The sequence below is a fragment of the Rhodovulum sp. YNF3179 genome (genome assembly GCF_050586465.1).
In the GTDB taxonomy this organism is placed as follows: Bacteria; Pseudomonadota; Alphaproteobacteria; order Rhodobacterales; family Rhodobacteraceae; genus CAJXYS01.
Window position 1 is genome coordinate 1 of sequence record NZ_JBOCEG010000008.1, and the last position, 22,675, is coordinate 22,675.

Below are 22,675 nucleotides of genomic sequence, written 5' to 3' on the forward strand. Positions count from 1 at the left end.
CAGCTGAGCGGCTGCGTGACCGGGTCGAGCACCACCTGCAGGTCGTCCTTGACCGCCAGGAACCCCTCTTCGAGGCCAAGCGTGAGCTCCCGCGACTGCGGGACCGCGTCGCAGGCATCGTTCAGCGCGTCGAGCGACGGGAACGGCATTTCCCAGGGGGAAACGCTCTTCTCGGCGCTCTCGCCGCCGGCCTTGCCGACGAGGTCGGCCATCGACATCGGCCCGCCGCCGCCGCTGCCGTCGCCGGCGCACCAGTCGCGCAGGCCAAGCCCGTCGAAAATGAAGTCATAGGTCGCCATGTCTGACCCTCCTGTGGCGCTTCCGGTCCGGGCGCGCCTGTCGGTTTGCATGGAAAAAGGGGAGGGCGGGCGGCACGCCGGCCGCCCGCCCAAGCTCGCGGCTCAGTGGCTTACTGAAGCACGGAGGCGAGGTTTTCCTCGGCCGAGTCGTTCAGCCAGCCGCGCCAGGTGCCGGTGTTGTTGGTCAGGAAGTAGACGGCCGCCTCTTCGGCAGAGGCGTTGTTCTCGTCCATCCAGGCCAGGATGCCGCTCATGGTGGCGGTCTCGAAGGTCATCTTGGACAGGAACTCGGCCACCGCGGGGTTGTCACCCTTGAAGTCGGTGGTGACCGAGGTCAGCACCGGCGCCGCCGGGAAGTCCGAGACGCCCGGGTTCTCGGCGTCCTGGTTCTGGTTCCGCGTGTGGACGTCTTCCTTGACCGGGCCGAGATCGACCTTGGTCATCTCGTATTTGCCGAGCGGCACGGTCGGACCCCAGTAATAGCCGAACCAGGGCTGCTCGTCCTCGTAGGCCGAGGCCATCGACGTCGCCAGCGTCTCGCCGGAGCCGTGGTTGAAGACCTCGATGCCCGAGTCTTCGAGATCGAGCGCGCGCACGAGGTTGTCGCTCACGACGCGGCAGCCCCAGCCGTCCGGGCAGTTGTTGAACTGACCGCCGACGAGCTCGGGATTGGCCATGATGCCGTCGATGGTCTTCAGTTCGGGATGCTCCTCGGCCAGGTAGGTGGGAATCCACCAGCCCTCGACCCCGCCGGGCTCGAGCACCTTGCCCAGCCGTTCGACCTTGCCCTGGTCTTCCAGCTGTTCGTAGACCTCGCCGGTCGAATTCAGCCAGAGCTCGGTCACGATGTCGGGTTCGCCGTTCTCGGCGACGGAGGTGACGGCCGGCACCGTGTCCGACGGCACGATGGTGACGTCGCAGCCATAGCCCTGTTCCATGATGAAGGTCGCGACATTGGTCACGACGGAGGCCGAGGCCCAGTTCATCTCGGTGATGGAGACCTCACCGCAGGCCATGTGGTTGTCGGCCTGGGCCGCAACCGGCGCGAAGAGCGCGCCGAAGGCCACGCCAAGTGTCAGCTTACGCATGTCACATACTCCTTCTGCTTTGTGTTCCGCGACCCCTCGGGCCGCGATCGCGCATGTCACCGGCCCCTGTCCGGGGCGGCGGCACACGAATTCCGGGGTTCGGAGCGGGCAGCGGCGGATTTCGCGCTCTCCCCTGCCGGACAGACGGGACGCGCGGGCCGCATCGCGGCAGGTCGCGGACGTGTCTTGCGTCTTCTGCGGGGGATGAGTCTGCTGCCCTTTTTGCTTTGGCAAACTAAGTAAGTTGCTCCGGGTTGCAGATCGTTTTGCAACTCGAGCGAAGACCTAGTGCAGCTCGGGTGAGACTGCAACAGCTTAGGGCAAAGAAATTTTCATTATAAAACAGTATATTGAATTCAGGTCCTTGAAATCCCTGAAAATCACCGCCGAATACGGCAAGCCATAGGGGGTCGAATTAATATAGTTCATAAGCATTGCATAATATCGTGGCTCGACCACAGGGTTTCCGGTGCGCGGCATGGCGACCGGCATACGTGCAGACGTCATGCCGCTGTCACGCGACGGCGCTAGGCCGGCGGCGCAGAACACAGGAGCATCGCGTGCAGAGTTACCGCGCCTTCATCGCCGACCCGATCCGCCGCCCGGTCGTCGTGGCCCATCGCGGGGCCTGGCACGCGGCGCCCGAAAACAGCCTGGGCGCGATCCGCGCGGCCGCGGAGGCCCGCGCCGACGTGGTGGAGATCGACATCCGCTGCAGTGTCGACGGCGTGCTCTTCCTGATGCATGACGACACGCTGGACAGAACCACGGCCTGCGCGGGCGCGGCCGAGTCGCGGACCATGGCCGAACTGTCCGCCATGCCGCTGCGCGCCGGCGCGGGCGGTCCCGGGACGGCGGCGACCGGCCCGGACAGGGTTCCGACGCTCGCCGCGGCCTTCGATGCGGCGCGGGCGGCCGGCGTCTATCTCGATCTCGACGTCAAGCGGCGCGCGCTGCTGGAGCCCGCCGCGGCGCTGGCGGCCGAGAAAGGCATGTCCGCGCGGGTGTCGGTCAAGATGCCCGTCCGCACCGCCGACGACCTCGCGCGGCTGCGGCAGATCGCGGCGTCTCACGGGATCATGGTGATGCCGCAGGCGCGTTTCGGGCCGGACGGCGCGGCGCCGCTCGCGCAGCTCGTCGCGACGGGCGCGCCGATGGTCGAAGCGTTCTTCGATGACCTGGCGGCCTTGGCCCCGCATCGCGCGGCCCTTGCGGCGGCCGGTCTCTCGGTCTGGGTCAACACCCTGGATCTGGTGGCGCCCCCCGCGCTGTCGGACAGCCATGCGCTGGACGCGCCCGACGCCGTCTGGGGACGCCTGATCGCGGCGGGTGTCAGTGTCTTCCAGACCGATCACCCCACGGCGCTGGCGCGCTATCTGGACACCCTTGGCTGAGCCCGCGGCAAGCCCCGGGAAAAGCCCAGCCCCAGCGCCAGCAGCGCAAGGATGATCCAGAAGGCCGGGAACCAGCCGCCCAGGTCCTCGACCGCGACGCCGGCCAGCACCGGGCCGATCACCTGGCCGATGCCGGCCCCCTGGTAGAGCAGCCCGGACAGCAGGGGGGCCTGTTCCGGCGTTTCGGTCAGCCGCGGGATCGAGCCCCAGACCACGGCCGGCGGCACCCCGGCCGCGAAGCCGAAGGCGAAGGCCGCCGCGATGCGCGGCCCGTCCGGCAGCATGGGCGCGAGCAGGAGGAAGGCGAAAAGGATCATCGCCGCGAAGGACAGCAGGAACAGCCGTCGCGCCGGCACCCCGCGGTCGAGCAGCCAGCCCGCCCAGATGTTCGAGGGCACCAGCGACAGCGCGGTGAAAAAGGCCACCAGGGTCGCGTTCACCGGGGTCATCGCGAACTCGTCCACCAGCAGGGTCGGCAGGAAGGCCATCACGATCAGGTTCGAGGCCGAGAAGACCACGAAATTGCCCGTGGTCAGCAGGCTGGCGCGGGTCAGCACCCGGCGCAGCCCCGAAAGCCGGGCCACGGCCGCGCCCCGGGCCGGGGGCGGTGTCGTGGCGGCCAGCAGCGCCGCCGCCACCAGCGGCAGGCCGGCGCAGATCCAGAAGGCGCCCCGCCAGCCGACCCGGTCGAGCACGAGCCAGGCGATGGCCATCATCAGCGCCATCCCCGCGGGCAGCCAGGCCGCCCAGATGCCGAGCGCGAGCGATTTCTGCCGCGCCGCCGTCGCCGCCTGGATGATGGGCGGCATGGCCGTCACCGCCAGCGCGAAGCCGAGCGCCTCGACCGCCCGGCTGGCCAGCAGGGACGGCACGCCCGGCGCGACCGCTCCCAGCGCCGAGCCGCCGGCGACGCAGAAAAGACCGAGCAGCGCCGCCCGGCGCACGCCGATCATGCGGGTGAAATTGCCGAAGACCAGACCGGTCAGCGCCACGACCACGCTGATCAGCGAGACATAGACCGCCAGCAGCGACAGGCCGGCGCCGAATTCCGCCCGGATCAGCGGCAGCGTGGCCGCCGCCTTGCCGAGTTGCAGCGCGGCCGTCATGCCGGCGAAGGTCGCGGCCAGCACGACCGTCCAGTCGGTTTTCTCGACGCTCACGCGGGCGCTCCTGTCCAGCCGTGTCACGGGGCCGACGGCGCGGCCGGCCGGACCCTGCGCCCGCGGGCCGGCGCGGTCAAGTCACCGGGCGCGGTCGATCAGGTCGCGCACCACGGGGCCGATCTCGTCCACGATGACCGAGACGCCCGCGGCGTTGGGATGGATGCCGTCCGGCTGCATGTAGCGGCGCATGGCTGCAGGGTCGTCCGGGCCGGCCGCGAAGGCGGTGAAGAAGCCGGGGTGGTAGAGCGTGCCGTAAGCCTCGGCCAGTTCGGGATACATGGCGTCGAAGGCCGCCTTGTAGTCCGGGCCGTAGTTGCCCGGGGCGGAGATTCCCACCAGCAGCACCGGCACGTCCCCCGCGGCGGCGGCCTCCAGGATGCCTTGCAGGTTGTCGCGGCTGACGGCGGGATCGATCCCCCGCAACAGATCGTTGCCGCCCAGGGCCACGATCATCGCGTCGATCTCGCCCGAGAGCGTCCAGTCCACCCGCGAGAGACCGCCCGCGGTGGTGTCGCCCGACACGCCGGCGTTCTGGATCGTCGCCGCTTCGCCGCGCTCCCGCAGCCAGTCCTGCAATTGCGGCACGAGCCCCCGTTCCGGCGGCAGGCCGTAGCCCTGCACGAGGCTGTCGCCGAGCGCGGCGATGGTCACCGGCCCCGCCGCGGCCGCCGGCAGCGCCAGGCCCAGCAGGATCACGAGTGCCGCCGCCAGCTTGCTCAGCCGCGCCGCCGCCCCATATGTCATGCGGGCAAGCGACAAGCGAAAGGCAGTCATGGCAGAGCCGGTTCTCTCTCTCCGCGACGTGGCGCTGTCCCTGCAGGGCAATGCAGGGCCGGTGGACATCCTGCACGGCATCACGCTCGACGTGGCCGCCGGCGAGACAGTGGGTCTGGTGGGGCCGTCCGGGTCTGGCAAGTCGTCACTCCTCATGATCATGGGCGGGCTGGAACGCGCCACGGCGGGTCAGGTCCAGGCCCTGGGCCGCGACCTGACCGCGCTGGGCGAGGACGCGCTCGCCCGCCTTCGCCGGGACAATATGGGGGTGGTCTTCCAGTCCTTCCACCTGATTCCGACCATGACCGCGCTCGAGAACGTGGCGACGCCGCTGGAACTGGCGGGCCATGCCGACGCCTTCGACCGCGCCGAGGCCGAACTGCGCGCCGTCGGGCTGGGTGACCGTCTGGCCCATTATCCCGCCCAGATGTCCGGGGGCGAGCAGCAGCGCGTCGCGCTGGCCCGCGCCGCCGCGCCCCGGCCCGCGATCCTGCTGGCCGACGAACCCACGGGCAATCTCGACGAGGCCAACGGCGCGGCGATCATCGACATGCTTCTGGGGCTGCGCGACCGCCACGGCGCGACGCTGGTGATGGTGACGCACGCCCCCGAACTGGCCGCGCGCTGTGACCGCGTGGTGCGGCTCAGGGATGGCCGCATCGACGCCCCGGCCGCCGCGCAGGTGGCCGAATGAGCCTTGTCACCGCCAGCCGCTTCGCCCGGCGCGAACTGCGCGGCGGGCTCTCCGGCTTCCGTATTCTGCTGGCCTGCCTTGCGCTCGGCGTGGCGGCGATCGCCGCGGTGGGCACGGTGCGAAGCGCCATCGAGGCCGGGCTGGCGCAGGAGGGCGCGCGGCTCCTGGGCGGCGACGCGCAGCTCGAGTTCACCTACCGCTTCGCCTCGGACGCGGAAAAGGCCTGGATGAACGGCGTGGCCGACCGCGTGTCGGAAGTGGTGGATTTCCGGTCGATGGCGGTGGTCGAGCGTGGGGGCGAGACCGAGCGCGCGCTGACCCAGGTCAAGGCGGTGGACGATCTCTACCCGCTGCTGGGCGCGGTGCGGCTCGATCCCGAAATGCCGCTCGCCACGGCGCTGGACGGGCAGGAGGGCATGCCGGGCGCCGTCATGAAACGCGTGTTGGCCGACCGGCTGGGCCTCGCGCCCGGCGACAGCTTCCGGCTGGGCCAGCAGGCGTTCCGGCTGTCGGCCGTTCTGGTGGTGGAACCGGACGATGCCGGGGGCGGATTCGCGCTGGGCCCGCGCACCATCCTGCGCACCGCGGCGCTGGCCGACTCGGGCCTGATCGGCCCCGGCACGCTTTTCGAGACGGAATACCGCATGGATCTGCCCCCGGGGGCCGACATCGCGGCGCTGGAACGCGAGGCCGAGGCGCGCTTTCGCGACAGCGGGGCACGCTGGCAGGACAGCCGCAACGGGGCGCCCGGCATCCGCGAATTCGTCAACCGGCTCGGCAGTTTCCTCGTGCTGGTCGGACTCTCGGGCCTGGCCGTGGGCGGGGTTGGCGTGGCGGCGGCGGTGCGGGCCTACCTTGCCGGCAAGACCGAGGTGATCGCCACGCTCAAGACGCTGGGGGCGGACCGGCGCACGATCTTCCTGACCTACCTGATCCAGATCGCGGTGCTGTCGCTGGCCGGGGTCGCGCTGGGTCTCGTCATCGGCGCGGCGGCGCCCCTGCTGCTGGCACCGCTGATAGAGGCGCGGCTGCCGGTGCCGGCGGCCTTCGCGCTTTACCCCGCGCCCCTGGCCGAGGCGGCGGTCTACGGGCTCCTGGCCGCGTTCCTCTTCGCGCTGTGGCCGCTCGCCCGGACCGACGAGGTCCGCGCGGCGACGCTGTTCCGCGACATCGGTGCCGGGGCACGGGGCTGGCCGGCGCGGGTCTACCTGCTGGCCATGGCGATGCTGCTGATGGCGCTGCTGGCGGCGGCGGTCGTGTTCTCGGGGGCGGCCGAGCTGGCGCTCTGGACGGCCGGGGGCATCCTGGCGGTGCTGGCGGTGCTGGCGCTGGCCGCGGCCGGTGTTCGGGCGCTTGCCGCGCGCAGCACGCGGGTGGCGCGCGGCCGGCCCGCGCTGCGCCTGGCGGTCGGGGCCATCGGCGGCCCCCGTCAGGAAGCCGCCTCCGTCATCCTGTCGCTGGGGCTGGGCCTGTCCGTGCTGGCGGCCGTCGGGCAGATCGACGGCAACCTGCGGGCCGCGATCTCGCGCGATCTGCCCGAGGTGGCGCCGTCCTATTTCTTCGTGGACATCCAGAACGACCAGCTTCCGGGCTTCCTCGACCGGCTGAAGGGCGACCCCGCGGTCTCGCGGGTGGATACGGCGCCGATGCTGCGCGGCATCATCACCGAGATCAACGGCCAGCCGGCGCGCGAGGTCGCGGGCGATCACTGGGTGCTGAACGGCGACCGGGGCGTGACCTATGCCGCCGCGCCTGGCCCCGAGACCACGGTCACCGACGGCGACTGGTGGCCGGCCGACTACAGCGGCCCGCCGCAGGTCAGCTTTGCACGGGAAGAGGCGCTGGAGCTGGGCCTCGCCCTGGGCGACGAGATCACGGTCAATATCCTCGGCCGCGACCTGACGGCGACGGTGACCAGTTTCCGCAACGTGGATTTCTCGACCGCGGGGATCGGCTTCATCATGTCGATGAACCCCTCGGCGCTGTCGGCGGCGCCGCATACCCATATCTCCACCGTCTATGCCGCGCCCGAGGCCGAGGCCGCGATCCTGCGCGATCTGGCCGGCGCCTATCCGAACATCACGGCGATCAGCGTGCGCGACGCCATCGACAGGGTCTCGCAGGTGCTGGCCGGGGTCGCGGCGGCGACGTCCTACGGCGCGGCGGCGACGCTGGTCACGGGACTCGTTGTGCTGATCGGCGCGGCGGCGGCGGGCGAACGGGCCCGCACCTACGAGGCCGCGGTCCTCAAGACCCTGGGCGCCAGCCGCGCCCGGATCCTGACGAGCTTCGCGCTGCGCTCGGCGCTGACCGGGCTGGCGGCGGGCGGCGTCGCCATCGCCGCCGGGATCGCGGCCGGTTGGGCGGTGTCGCGCTTCGTCATGGAGACCGACTTCGCGGTGACCTGGCCCTCGGCGCTCGGGATCGTGACGGGGGGCGTGGTCCTGACGCTGCTGGCCGGGCTCGCCTTTGCCTGGCGCCCTCTGGCGGCACGGCCGGCCCGGGTGCTGCGCGCGCGGGAGTGATACCCCGCCGCGCGGGAAAGACCGGCCCGGTTATCCGGATATCGCACCTCCCTGCAGATCCGCGGGCGCCCGGGCGGTGCCGCGCGAAGCTTCACAAAGGCGCAACATGGCTGTTGCGCGGCTGTTACCTGGCGGGCCTATCCGCAGGCTACACTTCAGCCAAATCGAGGACAGCCATGCTTCGCAACACGATCCTTGCTGCCACCGGCGCCGCCATGACCGCATTCGCGGCCCATGCCGAGCCGGTCGAGATCACCTGGTGGCACGCCATGGGCGGCCAGCTGGGCGAAACCGTCAACGAAATCGCCAAGGGCTTCAACGAGAGCCAGGACGCCTACCAGATCACCCCGGTCTACAAGGGCGGCTACGAGGACACGCTGACCGCCACGATCGCGGCTTTCCGCGCCGGCGAGCAGCCGAACGTCGTGCAGGTCTTCGACGCGGGCGCGGCCACGATCATCGGCGCCAAGGGCGCCGTGGTGCCGGCCGAGGACCTGATCCAGGAGGCCGGCGTCGCCTTCGACGCGAACGACTACATCGACGGCGTGCGGTACTTCTACGCCGACAGCGACGGCAAGATGATCGGCATGCCGTTCAACTCCTCGACCCCGATCCTCTACTACAACGTCGAGGCGCTCGAGGCCGCGGGCGTCGAGCCGCCGAAGACCTGGGAAGAGTTCGAGGCCATCGCGCCGCAGATCAAGGAGGCGGGCTACACCCCGCTGGCGCAGTCGCACCTGCCCTGGATCTTCACCGAGAACTTCATGTCGCGCCACAACATCCCCTTCGCGACCAACGCCAACGGTTTCGAGGGCGTCGCGGGCACCGAGATCCTGCCCGAGACCGCCGCGATCGAGGCCCATTTCGACAAGCTGGCCGCGTGGAACGAGGCCGGGCTCTTCGGCTTCTACGGTGCGGCCTGGGGCGCCAACCAGACCCCGTTCGAGAACGGTGAAGTGGCCATGTGGCTCGGCTCGTCGGGCTCCTTCGGCGGTCTGCGCAACGCCGTCGACTTCCCCTTCTCGGCCACGTATCTGCCCTACTGGGAAGGCGTGACGGAGAGCCCGACCAACACCTTCATCGGCGGCGCTGCGCTCTTTGCCATGGCCGGTCACCCCGAGGAGGAGAACACCGCGACGGCCGAGTTCTTCAAGTATCTCTCCTCGCCCGACGTTCAGCTGATGTGGCACCAGCAGACCGGCTACGTGCCGATCACCAAGGCCGCCTACGAGAAGGCGCAGGAGATCGGCTACTACGACGAGGTTCCGCAGGCCGAGGTCGGCATCCAGCAGCTCTCGCTGCCGGGCGGCGCGTGGTCCAAGGGCTACCGCATGGGCTTCTATGTGCAGATCCGCGACGTGATGAACCGTGAATACGCGCAGGTCATCAACGGCGAGAAGTCGGCGGCCGAGGCCTTCGAGGTCATCAAGGCCGAGGGCAACAAGCTGCTCGACCGCTTTGCCAAGACGATGAACTGAGACCGTCGGTCTGATCCCGCGGGGGCGCCTGGAGGCGCCCCCGTTTTCAATTCTGCCCGGGACCCGTCATGAAGAAGGCGCAGTTCAACAGCCGCTGGATGCCCTATGCCCTGCTGATGCCGCAAATGGCGATCATCGGCATCTTCTTTCTCTGGCCCGCCGCCGAGGCGATCCGATCGTCCTTCTACCTGGAGGATCCGTTCTTCGGGACCGGCACCTTCGTCGGCTTCGAGAATTATTCCAACGTCCTGACGGATCCCAACTATCGCCGCTCGGCGGTCTTCACCGCCGCCTTCACGCTGACCGTCGTCTTCGTCTCGCTCGGGCTCGGGCTGCTCTTCGCGGTCTCGGCCGACCGGGTGCTGCGCGGCCAGCAGACCTACAAGACGCTGCTGATGTGGGTGTATGCCATCGCGCCGCCGGTGGCCGGCCTGATCGGCGTGATGCTCTTCGACCAGCATATCGGGCCGCTCACCGACGCCGCCGCGGCGGTCGGCTGGAACCTTCAGATCGGGGTGGACTACTGGGACACCGCCGTCGCGATCACCGTGGTCTCGGCCTGGAAGCAGATCCCCTACAACTTCATCTTCTTTCTCTCGGCGCTGCAGTCGATCCCGTCCTCGGTCAAGGAAGCCGCTGCGATCGACTGCCGGTCCGAGACGCGGCGTTTCTGGACGGTGACCTTCCCGCTGCTGGCGCCGATGACCTTCTTCCTGATGATCCTGAACACGACCTACGCGCTCTTCGAGACCTTCGGCACCGTGGACCTGATGGTGCAGGACCAGCCCGGCAACAGCCCCGTGACACTGGTCTACAAGGTCTATCGCGACGGGTTCCGGGGCAACGACCTGGGCGGCTCGGCCGCACAGTCGGTGATCCTCATGGTGCTCGTCCTCGTGCTCACCATCGCGCAGTTCCGCCTGATCGAGCGGCGCGTGCATTACAGCTGAGGCCCCGAGATGACCCGTGTCCGCCTGACCGACCACCTGGTGCTGATCCTGGGCGTCCTGCTCATGATGGGGCCGCTGGTGGTGGCCTTCCTCACCTCGACGCACGACCACGTCGAGATCCACCGCGAGGGGATGCAGTTCACCCTGGGCGCCGAATTCGCGGAGACCTACGCCACCGTTCTGACCCGCGAGGGTGGCTTCACCGGCGAGATCACCGGGCTGCTGATGACGCAGAACTCGCTGATCCTCGGCATCGGCTTCGCCGTGGGCAAGATCGTGATCTCGATGCTGGCGGCCTATGCGATCGTCTATTACCGCTTTCCGCTCGGCACCTTCTTTTTCTGGGTGATCTTCTCGACGCTGCTGTTGCCGCTCGAGGTGCGGATCCTGCCTTCCTACGAGGTCGCCCAGCAGCTGGGGCTTCTGAACAGCTATACCGGGCTGATCGTGCCGCTGATCGCCTCGGCGACGGGCACCTTCTTTTTCCGCCAGTTCTTCAAGTCGGTGCCTGACGAGCTGCTCGAGGCCGCCCGGATCGACGGGGCCGGGCCGGTGCGGTTCTTCTTCGAGATCCTGGTGCCGCTCTCGCGCACCATGATCGCGGCGATTTTCATCATCATGTTCGTGGTCGGCTGGAACCAGTATCTCTGGCCGACGATCATGACGACCGAAGAGCAGTATTTCACGCTGGTCCGTGGCATCAAGAACGTGATGCAGCAGATGATCGGGGCAGACATCCCCTTCTACAACGAGGCGCTGGCGATGGCCGTGCTGGCGATGCTGCCGCCCGCGGTGGTGATCCTCGTCTTCCAGCGCATGTTCATAAAAGGCCTGGTGGAGCAGGAAAAATGACGACACTCAGAATCCGCGACGCTGTCAAGCGCTATCCCAACGGGGTCGAGGCGGTCAAAGGCGTCTCGGTGGATGTCGGGGACGGCGAGCTGGTGGTCTTCGTGGGACCCTCCGGCTGCGGCAAGTCCACGCTCTTGCGCATGGTGGCGGGGCTCGAGGAGGTCACGGAGGGCGAGATCGAGCTCTCGGGCCGGGTCGTCAACGCGCTGGAGCCCGCCGACCGAAACATCGCCATGGTGTTCCAGAACTACGCGCTTTACCCGCACATGACGGTGCGCGGCAACCTGGCTTACGGGCTGCGCAACCGGGGCACACCCAAGCCCGAGATCGCCGCCAAGGTCGAAGAGGCCGCGCGGATGCTGCAGATCGCCGAGTTTCTCGACCGCAGGCCGAGCCAGCTCTCGGGCGGGCAGCGCCAGCGGGTGGCGATGGGCCGTGCCATCGTCCGTGACCCGGCGATCTTCCTCTTCGACGAGCCGCTCTCGAACCTCGACGCGAAGCTGCGCAACCAGATGCGGCTCGAGATCAAGAAGCTGCAGCGACGGCTGGGCCGCGCGGCGATCTACGTCACCCATGACCAGGTCGAGGCCATGACCCTGGCCGACCGGATCGTGGTGCTGAACGGCGGCCGGATCGAGCAGGTCGGCACGCCGACCGAGGTGTATTCGCGCCCGGCCTCGACCTTCGTGGCGAGCTTCATCGGCGCGCCACCGATGAACCTGGTCGACGCGCAGCTCGGTGACGACGGGCTGCAGGTGGCCGGCCAGGTCGTGGCGCATGACAGCGCCCATCGCGGCCCGGTCACGCTGGGCATCCGGCCCGAGCGCGCGCATCTCGTGGCCGGGGGTGCCGGCCTCGACATCGAGGTCGCGGTGGTCGAGGAGCTTGGCGCGCACCGGCTGATCCACGCCCATCTCGGCGGCCACGAGGTCACGGTCGCCCAGAGCGCCGACGAGCCGGTGCCCGCGGGCCGGATGGTGCTGAGCTTCCGGCCGGAAGACCTGCACCTGTTCGACCGCGGGACCGGCGTGCGGATCTGATCCCGCGCAGGAAACGGCACCGGCGCCCTTGGCGGGGCCGGTGCCGGGCGTGTCGGCGATCTCTCCGGCTCAGACGTAGAAGAGATCGCGGAAGACGTGGTGCACGATGCGATCGCGCGCGATGCCGAGACGCGCCAGTTCCGCGTCGCTCATCGCCTCGAGCCGGGCGATCTCGTCCTTGCGCGACCGGCGCTCGAGATACGCGTTGAAGCCCTGGCCCATGGAGGCGAGGAACGCGTCGATGCGCTCGCGCAGGCCGCGGTCGGCGGCGGTGCTGTTGGTGGTCACGGTTGCCATCTGGAAACCTCCTGCTTTGCAAGTTCCGGTTTCCTCCCTTGGCCTTCAAGCTAGGGACGGACCGCTGACATGACCATTGCGGTCTCTGCAAACCCGCCTTGCGGGTGGCGGCGGCGGGGCGCGTTCAGATATCGAGGTCGCGGCGCCAGGGCGGGTTGGCCCCGGCGCGCGACACGGTCACGGCCGCCGCCGCCGCGCCGAGATCCAGCGCATGGCTCAGCGTCGCAGGGTCCAGGGCGCCGAGCCGGCCGCCGGAGAACGCACCGGCCTCCGCCAGTCCGGCCAGGAGCCCGGCGTTGAAGGTATCCCCGGCGCCGACCGTGTCGGCGACCTCCGCCGGGCGACCCCGGACGCTGACCGGCCCATCCGCCGTCACGGCAAGGGCGCCGGCCGCGCCGAGCGTCACCACGACGAGCGACGGCCCGCGCGCCAGCAGGCGCGGCGCCACGTCGGCCGGGTCGCCGGCCCCCTCGAGCCAGCCGAGATCCTCGTCCGACAGCTTGACGATATCGGCCGCCGCGACCATCCGGTCGATGCGCGCGCGATAGGCGGTTTCGTCGGAAACGAAGCCCGGGCGGATGTTCGGGTCGATCATCGTGACGCGCCGGCCGGCCTCGCGCAGCATCAGCGTCTCGTAGGCGCTGCCGCAGGGCTCTCCGATCAGGCTGATGCCGCCGAAGAACAGCGCCTCGGTCGCGTCGGGCAGGGCGGGCAGGTCCCCGGGCGACAGGCGCCGCCCCGCGGTGTTCTCGTCGTAGAAGGCATAGCGCGCCTGCCCGTCGACCAGCCGCACGAAGGCCAGCGTCGTGGGCGCGTCGCGCACCACCGCAAGCGCCGTGTCCACGCCGCTCTCGGCCAGCACGCCCCGCAGCTGGTCGCCGAAGAAATCCGTGGAGAGGCCGGAGAAAAAACCCGCCGGCGCCCCCAACCGCCCCAGCGCAACCGCGGTGTTGAAGACCGCGCCGCCGGCATGGGGCGCGAAACAGGGCGCGCCCGCGTCGGTTTCGCGCGGGAGCATGTCGATCAGGGCTTCGCCGCAACACAGGATCATCGTGCACCTCCGCCCCTTGCATTGCGCGAAAGCCGCCCCGCCGCAAGTCCGGATCGCGCCCCGCATGATGTTGGCGCGGGCCGTTTCTGCGGCTAGGCTTCGCGGAGGTCCCGCAAGCCCGGCGCCGCGGGGCGCCGGCGATGGGGCATGGAAAATTTAGTGACCAATGTTAACAATTAACATCGCTAACCGGATCGGCTGCGATTCCAAAGGGAGGAATGACATGATCACCGACAAGACCGTGAAGGCGGCGCTGGCCGTCTCGACGCTGACGCTCGGCGCGGCTGGCGCCGCGTCGGCGCAGGAATACAGTTTCAAGCTGCACCATTTCCTGAGCGCCCAGGCCCCGGCGCATTCCCAGATGCTCGCCCCCTGGGCCGAGCAGGTCGAGGCCAATTCCGGCGGCCGCGTCGAGATCGAGATCTTTCCCTCCATGACCCTGGGCGGCCGTCCGCCGGAGCTGATCAACCAGGTGCGCGATGGCGTGGTCGACCTGGTCTGGACGGTGAACGGCTACACGCCCGGGCTCTTCCCGCGCACCGAGGTGATGGAACTGCCCACCGTCTTCACCAACGATCCGGTGGCGGCCAACCTCGCCCTCCACGATCTCTACGAGTCGGATCTCAAGGAGGAATACAAGGGCGTCGAGGTGATGTTCCTGCATGCCCATGCGGGGCAGGGCATCCACATGCGCGACAAGGCCGTGCGCAGCCCGGCGGACCTGGAGGGCGCGGATCTGCGGATCCCGACCCGCACCGGCGCCTGGGCCATCGAGGCGCTGGGCGCGAACCCGGTCGCCATGCCGGTGCCCGAACTGCCGCAGGCGCTGCAGAAGGGCGTGGTCGACGGCGCGCTGATCCCCTGGGAAATCATCCCGCCGCTCAAGATCCAGGAGCAGACCGATTACCAGATCGAGGGCGATGACCGCTGGCGCCTGGGGACGACCACCTTCCAGGTGTCGATGAACCAGGGGCGCTGGGACAGCCTGCCCGAGGACATCCAGCAGGCCTTCCGCGACGCTTCCGGACCCGAGTGGTGGGCCGAGGTCGGCGAGATCTGGCGCGCGTCGGACGATTTCGGCATCGATCTCGCCACCAAGGCCGGGAACGAGCATATCGTCCTCAGCCCGGAAGAGACCGCCGCCTTCGAGGCCGCGCTGGCCCCGGTCGTCACGCGCTGGGTGGACGAGGTCACGGCCAAGGGCATCGACGGCGCGGCGCTGGTCGAGAAGGCCCGCAGGCTCATCGGCGAGCACAGCACGGCCGAGTGATGGACGACAGCCTGCCGCGCGGCCGCACCGGATGGGCCGGCGCGGCCGAGACGATCATCCATGGATGGGCCCTCCTCGGAGGGCTCATTCTCATGGCCGTGGTGGCCATGAACGTGCTTTCGGTCCTGGGGGGCATCTTCTGGAAACCCTTTCCCGGCGATTTCGAGATGACCCAGATGGGCGTGGCCGTGGCGGCCTTCGCCTTCCTGCCCTTCTGCCAGCTGACCGACGCCAACGTCACCGCGGACATCTTCACCGCGCGCGCCTCGCCGCGCTGGGTGGCCGGCTTCCGGTTCGCGGCCTCGCTGGTGGCGATGCTCTTCGCGGCGCTGCTGGTCTGGCGGATGTACCTGGGCATGATGGACCAGCGTGAATACGGCTACACCACCACGATCCTGCAGGTGCCGATCTGGATCGCCTTCCTGCCGATCCTGGTCTCCCTGGTGCTGCTGGCGGTGGCGGCGCTCATCACCTTCGTCGAGTCCGGCCGCCGCGCCGCCGGGGGGAGGCCCTGATGGACCCCGTCACCATGGGGATCGCCGGGCTGGCCATCCTCGTTCTTCTCATCGCGTTCCGCATGCCCATCGCCTATGCGATGATCCTCGTGGGCGGCATCGGGATCATGCTGGTCAATGGCCCCGTGCTGGTGCTGAGCCAGCTCAAGACGCTCGCCTACGGCCAGTTCTCGATCTACGATCTCAGCGTCGTGCCGATGTTCGTGCTGATGGGCGCGATCGCCTCGAAGGCCGGGCTTTCGCAGGCGCTCTTCCGGGGGGCCAATGCCTGGCTCGGCTGGATGCGGGGCGGCACGGCCATGGCCGCCATCGCCGGCTGCGCGGGGTTCGGGGCGGTTTGCGGCTCGTCGCTGGCCACGGCCTCGACCATGGGCAAGGTCGCCCTGCCGGAACTGCGCCGTTACAACTACTCCGGCGCGCTCGCCACCGGGTCGCTGGCGGCGGGCGGGGTGCTGGGGATCCTGATCCCGCCCTCGGTGGTGCTGATCATCTACGCCATCATCGTCGAGGCCAACATCGTCACCATGTTCATGGCCGCGATGATCCCGGGCGCGCTGGCGGTCGTCCTGTTCCTGCTCACGATCGCGGCCTATGTCCTGATCCGGCCCGAGGCCGGGCCCAAGGGCGGCACCGGCGACCGCGCGGAGTTCGTCGCCGCGACGGTGGGCGTGATCCCGGTGCTGGTGATCTTCGGGCTGGTCCTGGGCGGCATCTATGCGGGCTTCTTCAACCCGACGCCGGCCGCCGCCGTCGGCGTCGCGCTGGTCTGGATCTACGGCGCCGCGCGGGGCCGGCTCGGGTGGACGCCGATGAAGGAGGCGCTGAAGGAGACCGCCGCCACCACGGGCATGATCTACCTGATCCTGCTCGGCGCGGAACTGGTCAAGATCTTCATGTCGCGGATCGGGCTGCCCCAGCAGACGGCCGACTGGATCGCCGGATCCGGCATGGAGCCGATGCTGGTGATGATCCTGCTGCTGGTCGCGCTGATCTTCCTCGGCTGCCTGATGGACAGCCTGAGCATGATCCTGCTGGTGATCCCGTTCTTCTGGCCGGTCCTGGTGGAGCTTAACGGGGGCCTCTACCAGATGGCCGAGGGATCGGGTTTCGGGATGAGCACCGAGGATCTGAAGATCTGGTTCGGGATTCTCGCGCTCATCGTGGTGGAGCTTGGGCTCATCACGCCACCGGTGGGCATGAACGTCTTCGTGATCTCGGCCATGGCGCGGGACACGCCGATGCTCGACACCTTCAAGGGGGTGATGCCGTTCTTCGGGGCCGAGATCCTGCGGGTCGCGATCCTGCTGGCCTTCCCGGCGCTGACACTCTGGCTGCCAGGGGTGCTCGGCGGATGACCGGCGCGGCGACGGTCACCGCGGGCGGCGCGGTCTTCTCGCGCCTCAAGACGCTGGGCGTGGACTACGTCTTCGCCAATTCCGGCACCGACTTCCCCCCGATCATCGAGGGGCTGGCGGAGGCCGCGGCGCAGGACATCGATCTTCCGCGCGCGCTGGTCATCCCGCATGAGCATGCCGCGATGGGCATGGCGCATGGCTACTACCTGATGACGGGGCGGCCGCAGGCGGTGATGCTGCACACCAATGTCGGGCTGGCCAACGGGGCCATCGGCGCGATCAACGCCGCCTGCGAGAACGTCCCGATCTTGCTGATGTCCGGCCGCACCCCGGTGACCGAGGCGGGCCGGTTCGGCGCGCGGACCGTGCCGATCGCCTGGGGCCAGGAGATGCGTGACCAGGCCGCTCTGGTGCGCGAGTCGGTCAAGTGGGACTACGAGCTGCGGTTTCCGGAGCAACTCCCGGGTCTGCTCGACCGTGCCCATGCCATCGCCATGTCGACCCCGCGGGGACCGGTCTACCTGTCCCTGCCGCGCGAAGTGCTCTGCGAGCCGACGCCGGCGGCGGGGCTGGCCGCGCCGGTCTCGATGCAGCCGGTCGCCGCGGCGCCGGATCCGGCGGCGGTCGCGCAGGCCGCCGACTGGATCGCGGCCGCCGAACGCCCGCTGGTCATCGCGCAAAGGGGCACGGGCGGGGACGCGACCTTCGCGGCCTTCGGGGCGTGGGTCACGGACTGGGCGCTGCCCGTTTCGTCATGGTGGGCGACGCAGCTGGCTCTGCCGACCGATCACCCGGCCCATGTGGGCGCCGACCCGGGGCCCTGGCTGGCCGCGGCCGATCTCGTGGTCGTGATCAACGCGCTGGCGCCCTGGTGGCCGGACCGGCACCCGCCGCATCCCGGGGCACGGGTCATCCAGATCGGCCCCGACCCGCTCTTCGCACGCTTTCCCGTGCGCAATTTCCGCGCCGACCTGGCGCTGGCCGGCGAACTGGACCTCAGCCTGCCGGCGCTCTTTGACGCGATGGCGCAGCGGGACGGGGACGCGGCCGCCCTCGCCACGCGCCGCAAGCGCATCGCCGCGGCGGCGGCGGACGCCCGTGCGGCCCGCGTCGCGCAGGCCGGGGACCGGGCCGGACCCGGCATCACCAAGGCGTTGGTCAGCCAGCGGCTCTCGGCCGCGCTCGAGGATATCGACTCGGCGGTCTTCTCCGAGCTTGGCACGACGCTCGGCACGCTGGAGCGGCGCGCGCCGCGCAGCTGGTTCCAGGAACCCCATTCCGGGGGGCTCGGATGGTCTTTTCCCGCCGCGCTCGGCGCGCAACTGGCCGCGCCGGACCGTGTCTGCGTCGCCACCATGGGGGACGGCTCCTACATCTTCGCCAACCCGACCGCCTGCCACCAGATCGCCGAGTCGCTGGAGCTGCCGGTCCTGGTGATCGTGCTGAACAATGCCGAATGGGGCGCCGTGCGGGCCTCGGTCACGGGCCTATATCCCGACGGACATGCCGCGCGGGCCAACGAGATGCCGCTGACGGGACTCTCGCCGGTGCCTGATTTCACCGCGACCGCCACGGCGAGCCGCGCCTGGGCGCGGCGGGTGACGGACCCGGCGGACCTCGACGCCGCGCTGGCGGAGGCGCTCGGGGTGGTGCGCGCAGACCGTCGGCAGGCGCTTCTCGACATAAGGGTGCTGCCCGGCTGACCGCCCACCGCGATTGAAAACCCGGCCGATTGCGCGTATATCGGTGCGTCAACAACAAAAAACACCAGAGCAGAGCCGTATCGCCCGATGGGAACGCTGATCGAGAAAGCCTGGACCGAGGTCCTGAAGCCATTGCTGCGCCGCCCGCCGCGGCTGCAGGTGGCCGCGCTGTGCCATCGGCTCAAGGACGGCCGCCGCGAGGTGCTGGTGATCACGAGCCGCGGCACGGGGCGCTGGATCATTCCCAAGGGCTGGCCGATCCCGGGCCAGGACGGGCCGGGCACGGCGCTGCAGGAAGCCTGGGAAGAGGCCGGGGTGCGCAAGGGGCGGGTCTCGCCGGCGCCGCTCGGTAGCTACGGCTACGTCAAGCTGGGCGAGACCGGCCTCGAGGAACCCTGCCGGGCGGATGTCTACGCCATCGCGGTGCGCGAGATGGCCCGTGACTATCCCGAACGCGCCGAGCGTCGCCGCAAATGGGTGACGCCGGCCAGGGCCGCCGAGATGGTCGACGAGCCCGAACTCCGCGAGATCCTCCGCAACTTCTGAGCACGTATCGCCCTGGGGGGGGGTGACGGGTGCCGTCCGCGCGGGCGCCCCCGGGCCGCTTCGCGGCGGTTCATGCCTCCGGCGGGGATATTTCCGCCACTTGGAAGAGGCTCCCGGGCTCCAAGTGGTCCAAATATCCTCGCGCCGGAGGCGCGAAACCTGCCCGGCCGGCCTCAGGCGAAGGGATCCTCGGGATACCCGACGCCCGCGAGATAGAGCCCCTGGGGCGGGCAGACCGGGCCGCAGGCGGCGCGGTCGCGCGCGTCCAGCGCCGTCTTGACGTCCTCGGGTGCCCAGGCCCCGGCGCCGACGCGTTCCAGCGTACCGACGAAGCTGCGGACCTGGCTGTGCAGGAAGCTCCGCGCGCGGAGGTGGAAGCGGTATTCCGTGCCGTGGGGAATGTCCCGCGTCTCGATCTCCAGGGCGTCGAGCGTTTTCACCGGCGATTTCGCCTGGCAGAGCGTTGCGCGGAAGGTGGTGAAATCGTGCCGCCCGAGCAGGTGCGCCGCCCCGGCGCGCATCGCCTCGGCGTCGAGCCCGTGGCGAACCTGCCAGACAAGGCCGCGGTCATGGGTCACCGGCGCACGGCGGCTCACCAGGCGGAAAAGATAGCGCCGTTCCCGGGCGGAGAACCGCGCGTGGAAATCCGCGTCCACCCGCGCCACGGCCAGAACGGCCACCGGATCGGGCCGCAGGTGGGAATTGAGCGCCTCCATCAGCCGGAACGGGTCCCAGTCGCGCCCCATGTCGCAATGGGCCACCTGTCCGAGCGCGTGGACCCCGGTATCGGTGCGGCCGGCCGCCGCGATAGCGGGCAGGTCGGGCGCGAGCCGCGCGAGCGCGCGCTCGACCGCCTCCTGCACCGAGGGCTGGTCTTTCTGTCGCTGCCAGCCGGCGAAGGGCGCGCCGTCGTATTCGATCTTGAGGGCGTAGCGGGGCATGACCGACCCGATAGCCCGTGCCCGCCCCGTGCACAATCCCCCGCCCCCAGGTTCCTGACCCTAGGAACCGGCGTCGGCGCCGCCTATCTTGGCCCGAAGGGACAGCGAGGAACACGTCTTGGGAATCGGAAACATCGCGGACAGCATCGCCCGGCAGGTGGAACGGGCCGGCGCGGAGGCGGGCGCGCTCTTTTTCGAGCCGGTGATCCGGCTGGGCGTCACCGGGCTGTCCAGGGCCGGCAAGACCGTGTTCATCACCTCGCTGGTCGCCAACCTGATGGATCGCGGGCGGATGCCGCAACTCCATGCCGCGGCGTCGGGTGCGATCCGCGCGGCCTGGCTGCAGCCCCAGCCCGACGATACGGTGCCGCGCTTCGACTACGAGGCGCACCTCGCGGCGCTGACCGGGCCCACGCCGCACTGGCCCCAATCCACCAGGCATGTCAGCCAGCTGCGGCTGTCGCTCAAGGTCCAGCCGGCGGGGCTGATCTCGGGGCTCGGCGGTCCGCGGACGGTGCATCTCGACATCGTGGATTACCCGGGCGAGTGGCTTCTCGATCTCGGGCTTCTCGACCAGTCCTATGCCGGCTGGTCCGAGCGCGTGCTGGCCCGCGCCGCGGCGCGGGACGGCTTGGCGGCGCCGCTGCGCGCCGCGCTCGACGCGACAGACCCGACCGCGCCCTTCTCCGAGACCGAGGCACAGACGCTCGCCGGCGGCTATACCGCCTACCTCGACGCGGCCCGCGCGGCCGGGCTGTCGGACTGCACGCCGGGGCGGTTCCTGCTGCCCGGAGAGATGGCAGGGTCGCCCGCGCTGACCTTCGCGCCGCTGCCCCCCCCCGGCGGCAGGGCGCCCCGCGGCAGTCTCTGGCGCGAGATGGAGCGGCGCTTCGACGCCTACAAGGCCCAGGTGATCAAGCCTTTCTTCCGCGCGCATTTCGCACGCATCGACCGGCAGGTGGTGCTGGTCGACGCGCTGGGCGCGATCCATGCCGGCCCGCCCGCGGTCGCGGAACTCGAGACCGCGATGACCGATATCCTGGCGGCGTTCCGCCCCGGGCGGAACAGCTGGCTGGCCTCGATCCTCGGCAAGCGGGTCGAGCGGATCCTCTTCGCCGCGACCAAGGCCGACCACCTGCATCACGAACAACACCCGCGCCTGACCGCCTTCATGGAGGCGCTTCTGCGCCGGGCCCGCGACCGCGCGGATTTCGCCGGGGCGACCACGGCGGCCATGTCCATCGCGGCGCTGCGCGCGACGGTCGAGGAAACGCGCCCCCACGGCGGGGCAGAGGTCGGCTGCGTCCGCGGCCGGTTGCTGGAGGACGGGCGGCAGGCGGCCTTCTACCCGGGGGCGCTGCCCGAGGATCCGAACGTCCTTCTCGCCCCGGCGCGCGAGGGCGCGCCGCGCTGGCTGGAGGCCGATTACGAGATCATGAGCTTCGCCCCCGCGCCGATGACGCTCCGCCAGGGCGAGGGACCGCCGCATATCCGCCTCGACCGGGCGGCGGAGTTCCTGCTTGGGGATCGTCTCGGATGACGCCCGCCACCGGAGAGACCGCATGACCGAAAAGCCAGGCCCCGTTCTGTTCGATCTTGACGCGGACCAGCCGGATGCCAGCCCGGCCAGCGCCCCGCCCGTCGAGGACGGCCCCGCCGAGATGCCCGAGGGCGAGGCGATGCGCACCGTCGCGGCGCTGACGGCGCGGCGATCCTCGGCGCTCTGGCGGTGGTTCCTGCGGGCAGCGCTGGCGCTCTTGCTGCTCGTGGTCTCGGTGACGGCCTGGGATTTCGTCACCGGGCTCTTGGAGCGCAACCTCTGGCTGGGGCGCGGGGCGCTGGTCCTGCTCGCCGTTCTGGGCGCCCTGGCCCTGGCGCTGGTCTTCCGCGAATGGGTGGCGCTGGTCCGGCTGCGCCGGGTGGACGCGATCCGCCAGGCGGCCGAGGCGGCGCGTGCGGGCGGCGCGCTGGCCGAGGCGCGGGCGGTCACGGACCGGCTCGACCGCCTGTATGCGGGCCGGCCGGATCTTGCCTGGGCGCGGCGGCGTCTGTCCGAGAGGCGTGGCGAGCTGGTGGACGCGGATGCGTTGCTGGACCTGTCCGAACGCGAACTGGTCGCGCCCCTCGACGCCGCCGCCCGCCGCGAGGTCGAGGCGGCGGCGCGGCAGGTGGCGACCGTCACCGCCGTCGTGCCGCTGGCATTGGCCGACGTGATGACCGCGCTGGTGGCCAATCTGCGCATGATCCGCCGGGTGGCGGAAATCTATGGCGGGCGGGCCGGCACCGTCGGCGCCTGGCGGCTGATGCGCAGCGTGCTGACCCACCTTGTGGCGACCGGCGCCGTGGCGGTCGGCGACGACCTGATTTCCACCGTCGCGGGGGGCGGGCTGCTCTCCAGGGTCTCGCGGCGCTTCGGCGAGGGCGTGGTGAACGGGGCCCTGACCGCGCGGGTGGGCATCGCCGCGATGGAGGTCTGCCGCCCGGTGCCGTTTTCCGCCGTGCGCCGCCCCTCGGTCTCGTCGCTGGTGCAGCGGGCGCTCTCGGGGCTGTTCGGGCGGGCCTGACGGGGGCGGCGAGACGCCCTGCCGGTGGCTCTGGACGCTCCCGGGTACGGCGCGTATAACCCGGCCCATGATACAGCCATTCGCCGTCATCATCCGAATTACCGGCCCGGCGCTCTGACAGACAGAGCGGCCGGGACAAGGCGTCTGCCCCGTCGCGCCGCCCCACCCAGATACCC

Annotated in this window: 20 protein-coding genes and 1 pseudogene; 14 read left to right on the plus strand and 7 right to left on the minus strand. The window is 70.2% G+C overall.

What is annotated here, in order from left to right; all coding sequences use genetic code 11:
• Together ACQ5SP_RS14125 and ACQ5SP_RS14130 are read right to left on the minus strand one after the other, a co-directional pair.
• Positions 1-299, minus strand: a pseudogene (locus ACQ5SP_RS14125) (glycine/betaine ABC transporter permease); the annotation flags it as partial.
• Positions 300-409: 110 nt separating this feature from the next.
• Positions 410-1,387 (minus strand): ABC transporter substrate-binding protein, encoded by a 978-nt coding sequence (locus tag ACQ5SP_RS14130; RefSeq protein ID WP_430939039.1) that lies wholly within the window; start codon positions 1,385-1,387, stop codon positions 410-412.
• Between the two features lie 560 nt (positions 1,388-1,947).
• Between ACQ5SP_RS14130 and ACQ5SP_RS14135 the strand changes: the two genes are divergently transcribed.
• Positions 1,948-2,781, plus strand: a complete 834-nt coding sequence (locus ACQ5SP_RS14135) for a glycerophosphodiester phosphodiesterase family protein (protein WP_430939040.1) — start codon at positions 1,948-1,950, stop codon at positions 2,779-2,781.
• Here the strand turns inward: ACQ5SP_RS14135 and ACQ5SP_RS14140 are convergent.
• On the minus strand, positions 2,760-3,941 hold the full coding sequence (locus tag ACQ5SP_RS14140) for a CynX/NimT family MFS transporter (protein WP_430939041.1): 1,182 nt from the start codon (positions 3,939-3,941) through the stop codon (positions 2,760-2,762). The genes ACQ5SP_RS14135 and ACQ5SP_RS14140 overlap by 22 nt on opposite strands.
• 81 nt (positions 3,942-4,022) lie before the next feature.
• Positions 4,023-4,688 (minus strand): arylesterase, encoded by a 666-nt coding sequence (locus ACQ5SP_RS14145; RefSeq protein ID WP_430939042.1) that lies wholly within the window; start codon positions 4,686-4,688, stop codon positions 4,023-4,025.
• A gap of 28 nt (positions 4,689-4,716) precedes the next feature.
• On the opposite strand from ACQ5SP_RS14145, the gene ACQ5SP_RS14150 reads away from it, so the two are divergent.
• From ACQ5SP_RS14150 to ugpC, 6 genes are all read left to right on the plus strand, one after another.
• On the plus strand, positions 4,717-5,412 hold the full coding sequence (locus tag ACQ5SP_RS14150; protein ID WP_430939043.1) for an ABC transporter ATP-binding protein: 696 nt from the start codon (positions 4,717-4,719) through the stop codon (positions 5,410-5,412).
• The gene (locus ACQ5SP_RS14155; RefSeq protein ID WP_430939044.1) at positions 5,409-7,937 is read left to right on the plus strand and encodes an ABC transporter permease; all 2,529 of its coding nucleotides are present in this window, start codon (positions 5,409-5,411) and stop codon (positions 7,935-7,937) included. Before ACQ5SP_RS14150 ends, ACQ5SP_RS14155 begins: the two co-directional genes overlap by 4 nt.
• Positions 7,938-8,152: 215 nt before the next feature.
• Positions 8,153-9,415 carry an extracellular solute-binding protein gene (locus ACQ5SP_RS14160; RefSeq protein WP_430939045.1) on the plus strand — a complete coding sequence of 421 codons (1,263 nt, stop codon included), beginning with the start codon at positions 8,153-8,155 and terminating at the stop codon, positions 9,413-9,415.
• A gap of 68 nt (positions 9,416-9,483) precedes the next feature.
• Positions 9,484-10,365 carry an ABC transporter permease subunit gene (locus ACQ5SP_RS14165; protein WP_430939046.1) on the plus strand — a complete coding sequence of 294 codons (882 nt, stop codon included), beginning with the start codon at positions 9,484-9,486 and terminating at the stop codon, positions 10,363-10,365.
• A 9-nt stretch (positions 10,366-10,374) separates the two neighbouring features.
• Complete coding sequence (locus tag ACQ5SP_RS14170; protein ID WP_430939047.1) at positions 10,375-11,217, plus strand: ABC transporter permease subunit; 843 nt, start codon at positions 10,375-10,377, stop codon at positions 11,215-11,217.
• Positions 11,214-12,257, plus strand: a complete 1,044-nt coding sequence (gene ugpC, locus ACQ5SP_RS14175) for a sn-glycerol-3-phosphate ABC transporter ATP-binding protein UgpC (protein ID WP_430939048.1) — start codon at positions 11,214-11,216, stop codon at positions 12,255-12,257. Before ACQ5SP_RS14170 ends, ugpC begins: the two co-directional genes overlap by 4 nt.
• A gap of 69 nt (positions 12,258-12,326) precedes the next feature.
• Here the strand turns inward: ugpC and ACQ5SP_RS14180 are convergent, their stop codons facing one another.
• Together ACQ5SP_RS14180 and ACQ5SP_RS14185 are read right to left on the minus strand one after the other, a co-directional pair.
• Positions 12,327-12,554 (minus strand): hypothetical protein, encoded by a 228-nt coding sequence (locus ACQ5SP_RS14180; protein WP_430939049.1) that lies wholly within the window; start codon positions 12,552-12,554, stop codon positions 12,327-12,329.
• Between the two features lie 124 nt (positions 12,555-12,678).
• Positions 12,679-13,605: a carbohydrate kinase family protein gene (locus tag ACQ5SP_RS14185; protein ID WP_430939050.1), complete on the minus strand. Its 927-nt coding sequence runs from the start codon at positions 13,603-13,605 to the stop codon at positions 12,679-12,681.
• Positions 13,606-13,828: 223 nt separating this feature from the next.
• Between ACQ5SP_RS14185 and ACQ5SP_RS14190 the strand changes: the two genes are divergently transcribed.
• The 5 genes from ACQ5SP_RS14190 (at position 13,829) to ACQ5SP_RS14210 (ending at position 18,994) form a co-directional block, all read left to right on the plus strand.
• A complete protein-coding gene (locus tag ACQ5SP_RS14190) occupies positions 13,829-14,875 on the plus strand; it encodes a TRAP transporter substrate-binding protein (protein WP_430939051.1) in 1,047 nt (348 codons plus the stop codon).
• Positions 14,875-15,390 (plus strand): TRAP transporter small permease, encoded by a 516-nt coding sequence (locus ACQ5SP_RS14195; RefSeq protein WP_430939052.1) that lies wholly within the window; start codon positions 14,875-14,877, stop codon positions 15,388-15,390. The genes ACQ5SP_RS14190 and ACQ5SP_RS14195 overlap by 1 nt, the downstream gene beginning before the upstream one ends.
• Complete coding sequence (locus ACQ5SP_RS14200) at positions 15,390-16,745, plus strand: TRAP transporter large permease (protein WP_430939053.1); 1,356 nt, start codon at positions 15,390-15,392, stop codon at positions 16,743-16,745. Before ACQ5SP_RS14195 ends, ACQ5SP_RS14200 begins: the two co-directional genes overlap by 1 nt.
• Entirely contained in the window at positions 16,742-18,448 is a 1,707-nt protein-coding gene (locus tag ACQ5SP_RS14205) for a thiamine pyrophosphate-requiring protein (protein ID WP_430939054.1), read from the plus strand. The genes ACQ5SP_RS14200 and ACQ5SP_RS14205 overlap by 4 nt, the downstream gene beginning before the upstream one ends.
• Positions 18,449-18,535: 87 nt before the next feature.
• Entirely contained in the window at positions 18,536-18,994 is a 459-nt protein-coding gene (locus ACQ5SP_RS14210; RefSeq protein ID WP_430939055.1) for an NUDIX hydrolase, read from the plus strand.
• A gap of 173 nt (positions 18,995-19,167) precedes the next feature.
• Here the strand turns inward: ACQ5SP_RS14210 and truA are convergent, their stop codons facing one another.
• Positions 19,168-19,935 carry a tRNA pseudouridine(38-40) synthase TruA gene (truA, locus tag ACQ5SP_RS14215; RefSeq protein ID WP_430939056.1) on the minus strand — a complete coding sequence of 256 codons (768 nt, stop codon included), beginning with the start codon at positions 19,933-19,935 and terminating at the stop codon, positions 19,168-19,170.
• Positions 19,936-20,053: 118 nt separating this feature from the next.
• Here truA and ACQ5SP_RS14220 point away from each other — a divergent pair, with 118 nt between their 5' ends.
• Together ACQ5SP_RS14220 and ACQ5SP_RS14225 are read left to right on the plus strand one after the other, a co-directional pair.
• Complete coding sequence (locus ACQ5SP_RS14220; protein ID WP_430939057.1) at positions 20,054-21,475, plus strand: YcjX family protein; 1,422 nt, start codon at positions 20,054-20,056, stop codon at positions 21,473-21,475.
• 22 nt (positions 21,476-21,497) lie between these two features.
• The gene (locus tag ACQ5SP_RS14225) at positions 21,498-22,499 is read left to right on the plus strand and encodes a YcjF family protein (RefSeq protein ID WP_430939058.1); all 1,002 of its coding nucleotides are present in this window, start codon (positions 21,498-21,500) and stop codon (positions 22,497-22,499) included.
• The last annotated feature ends 176 nt before the right edge of the window (positions 22,500-22,675 follow it).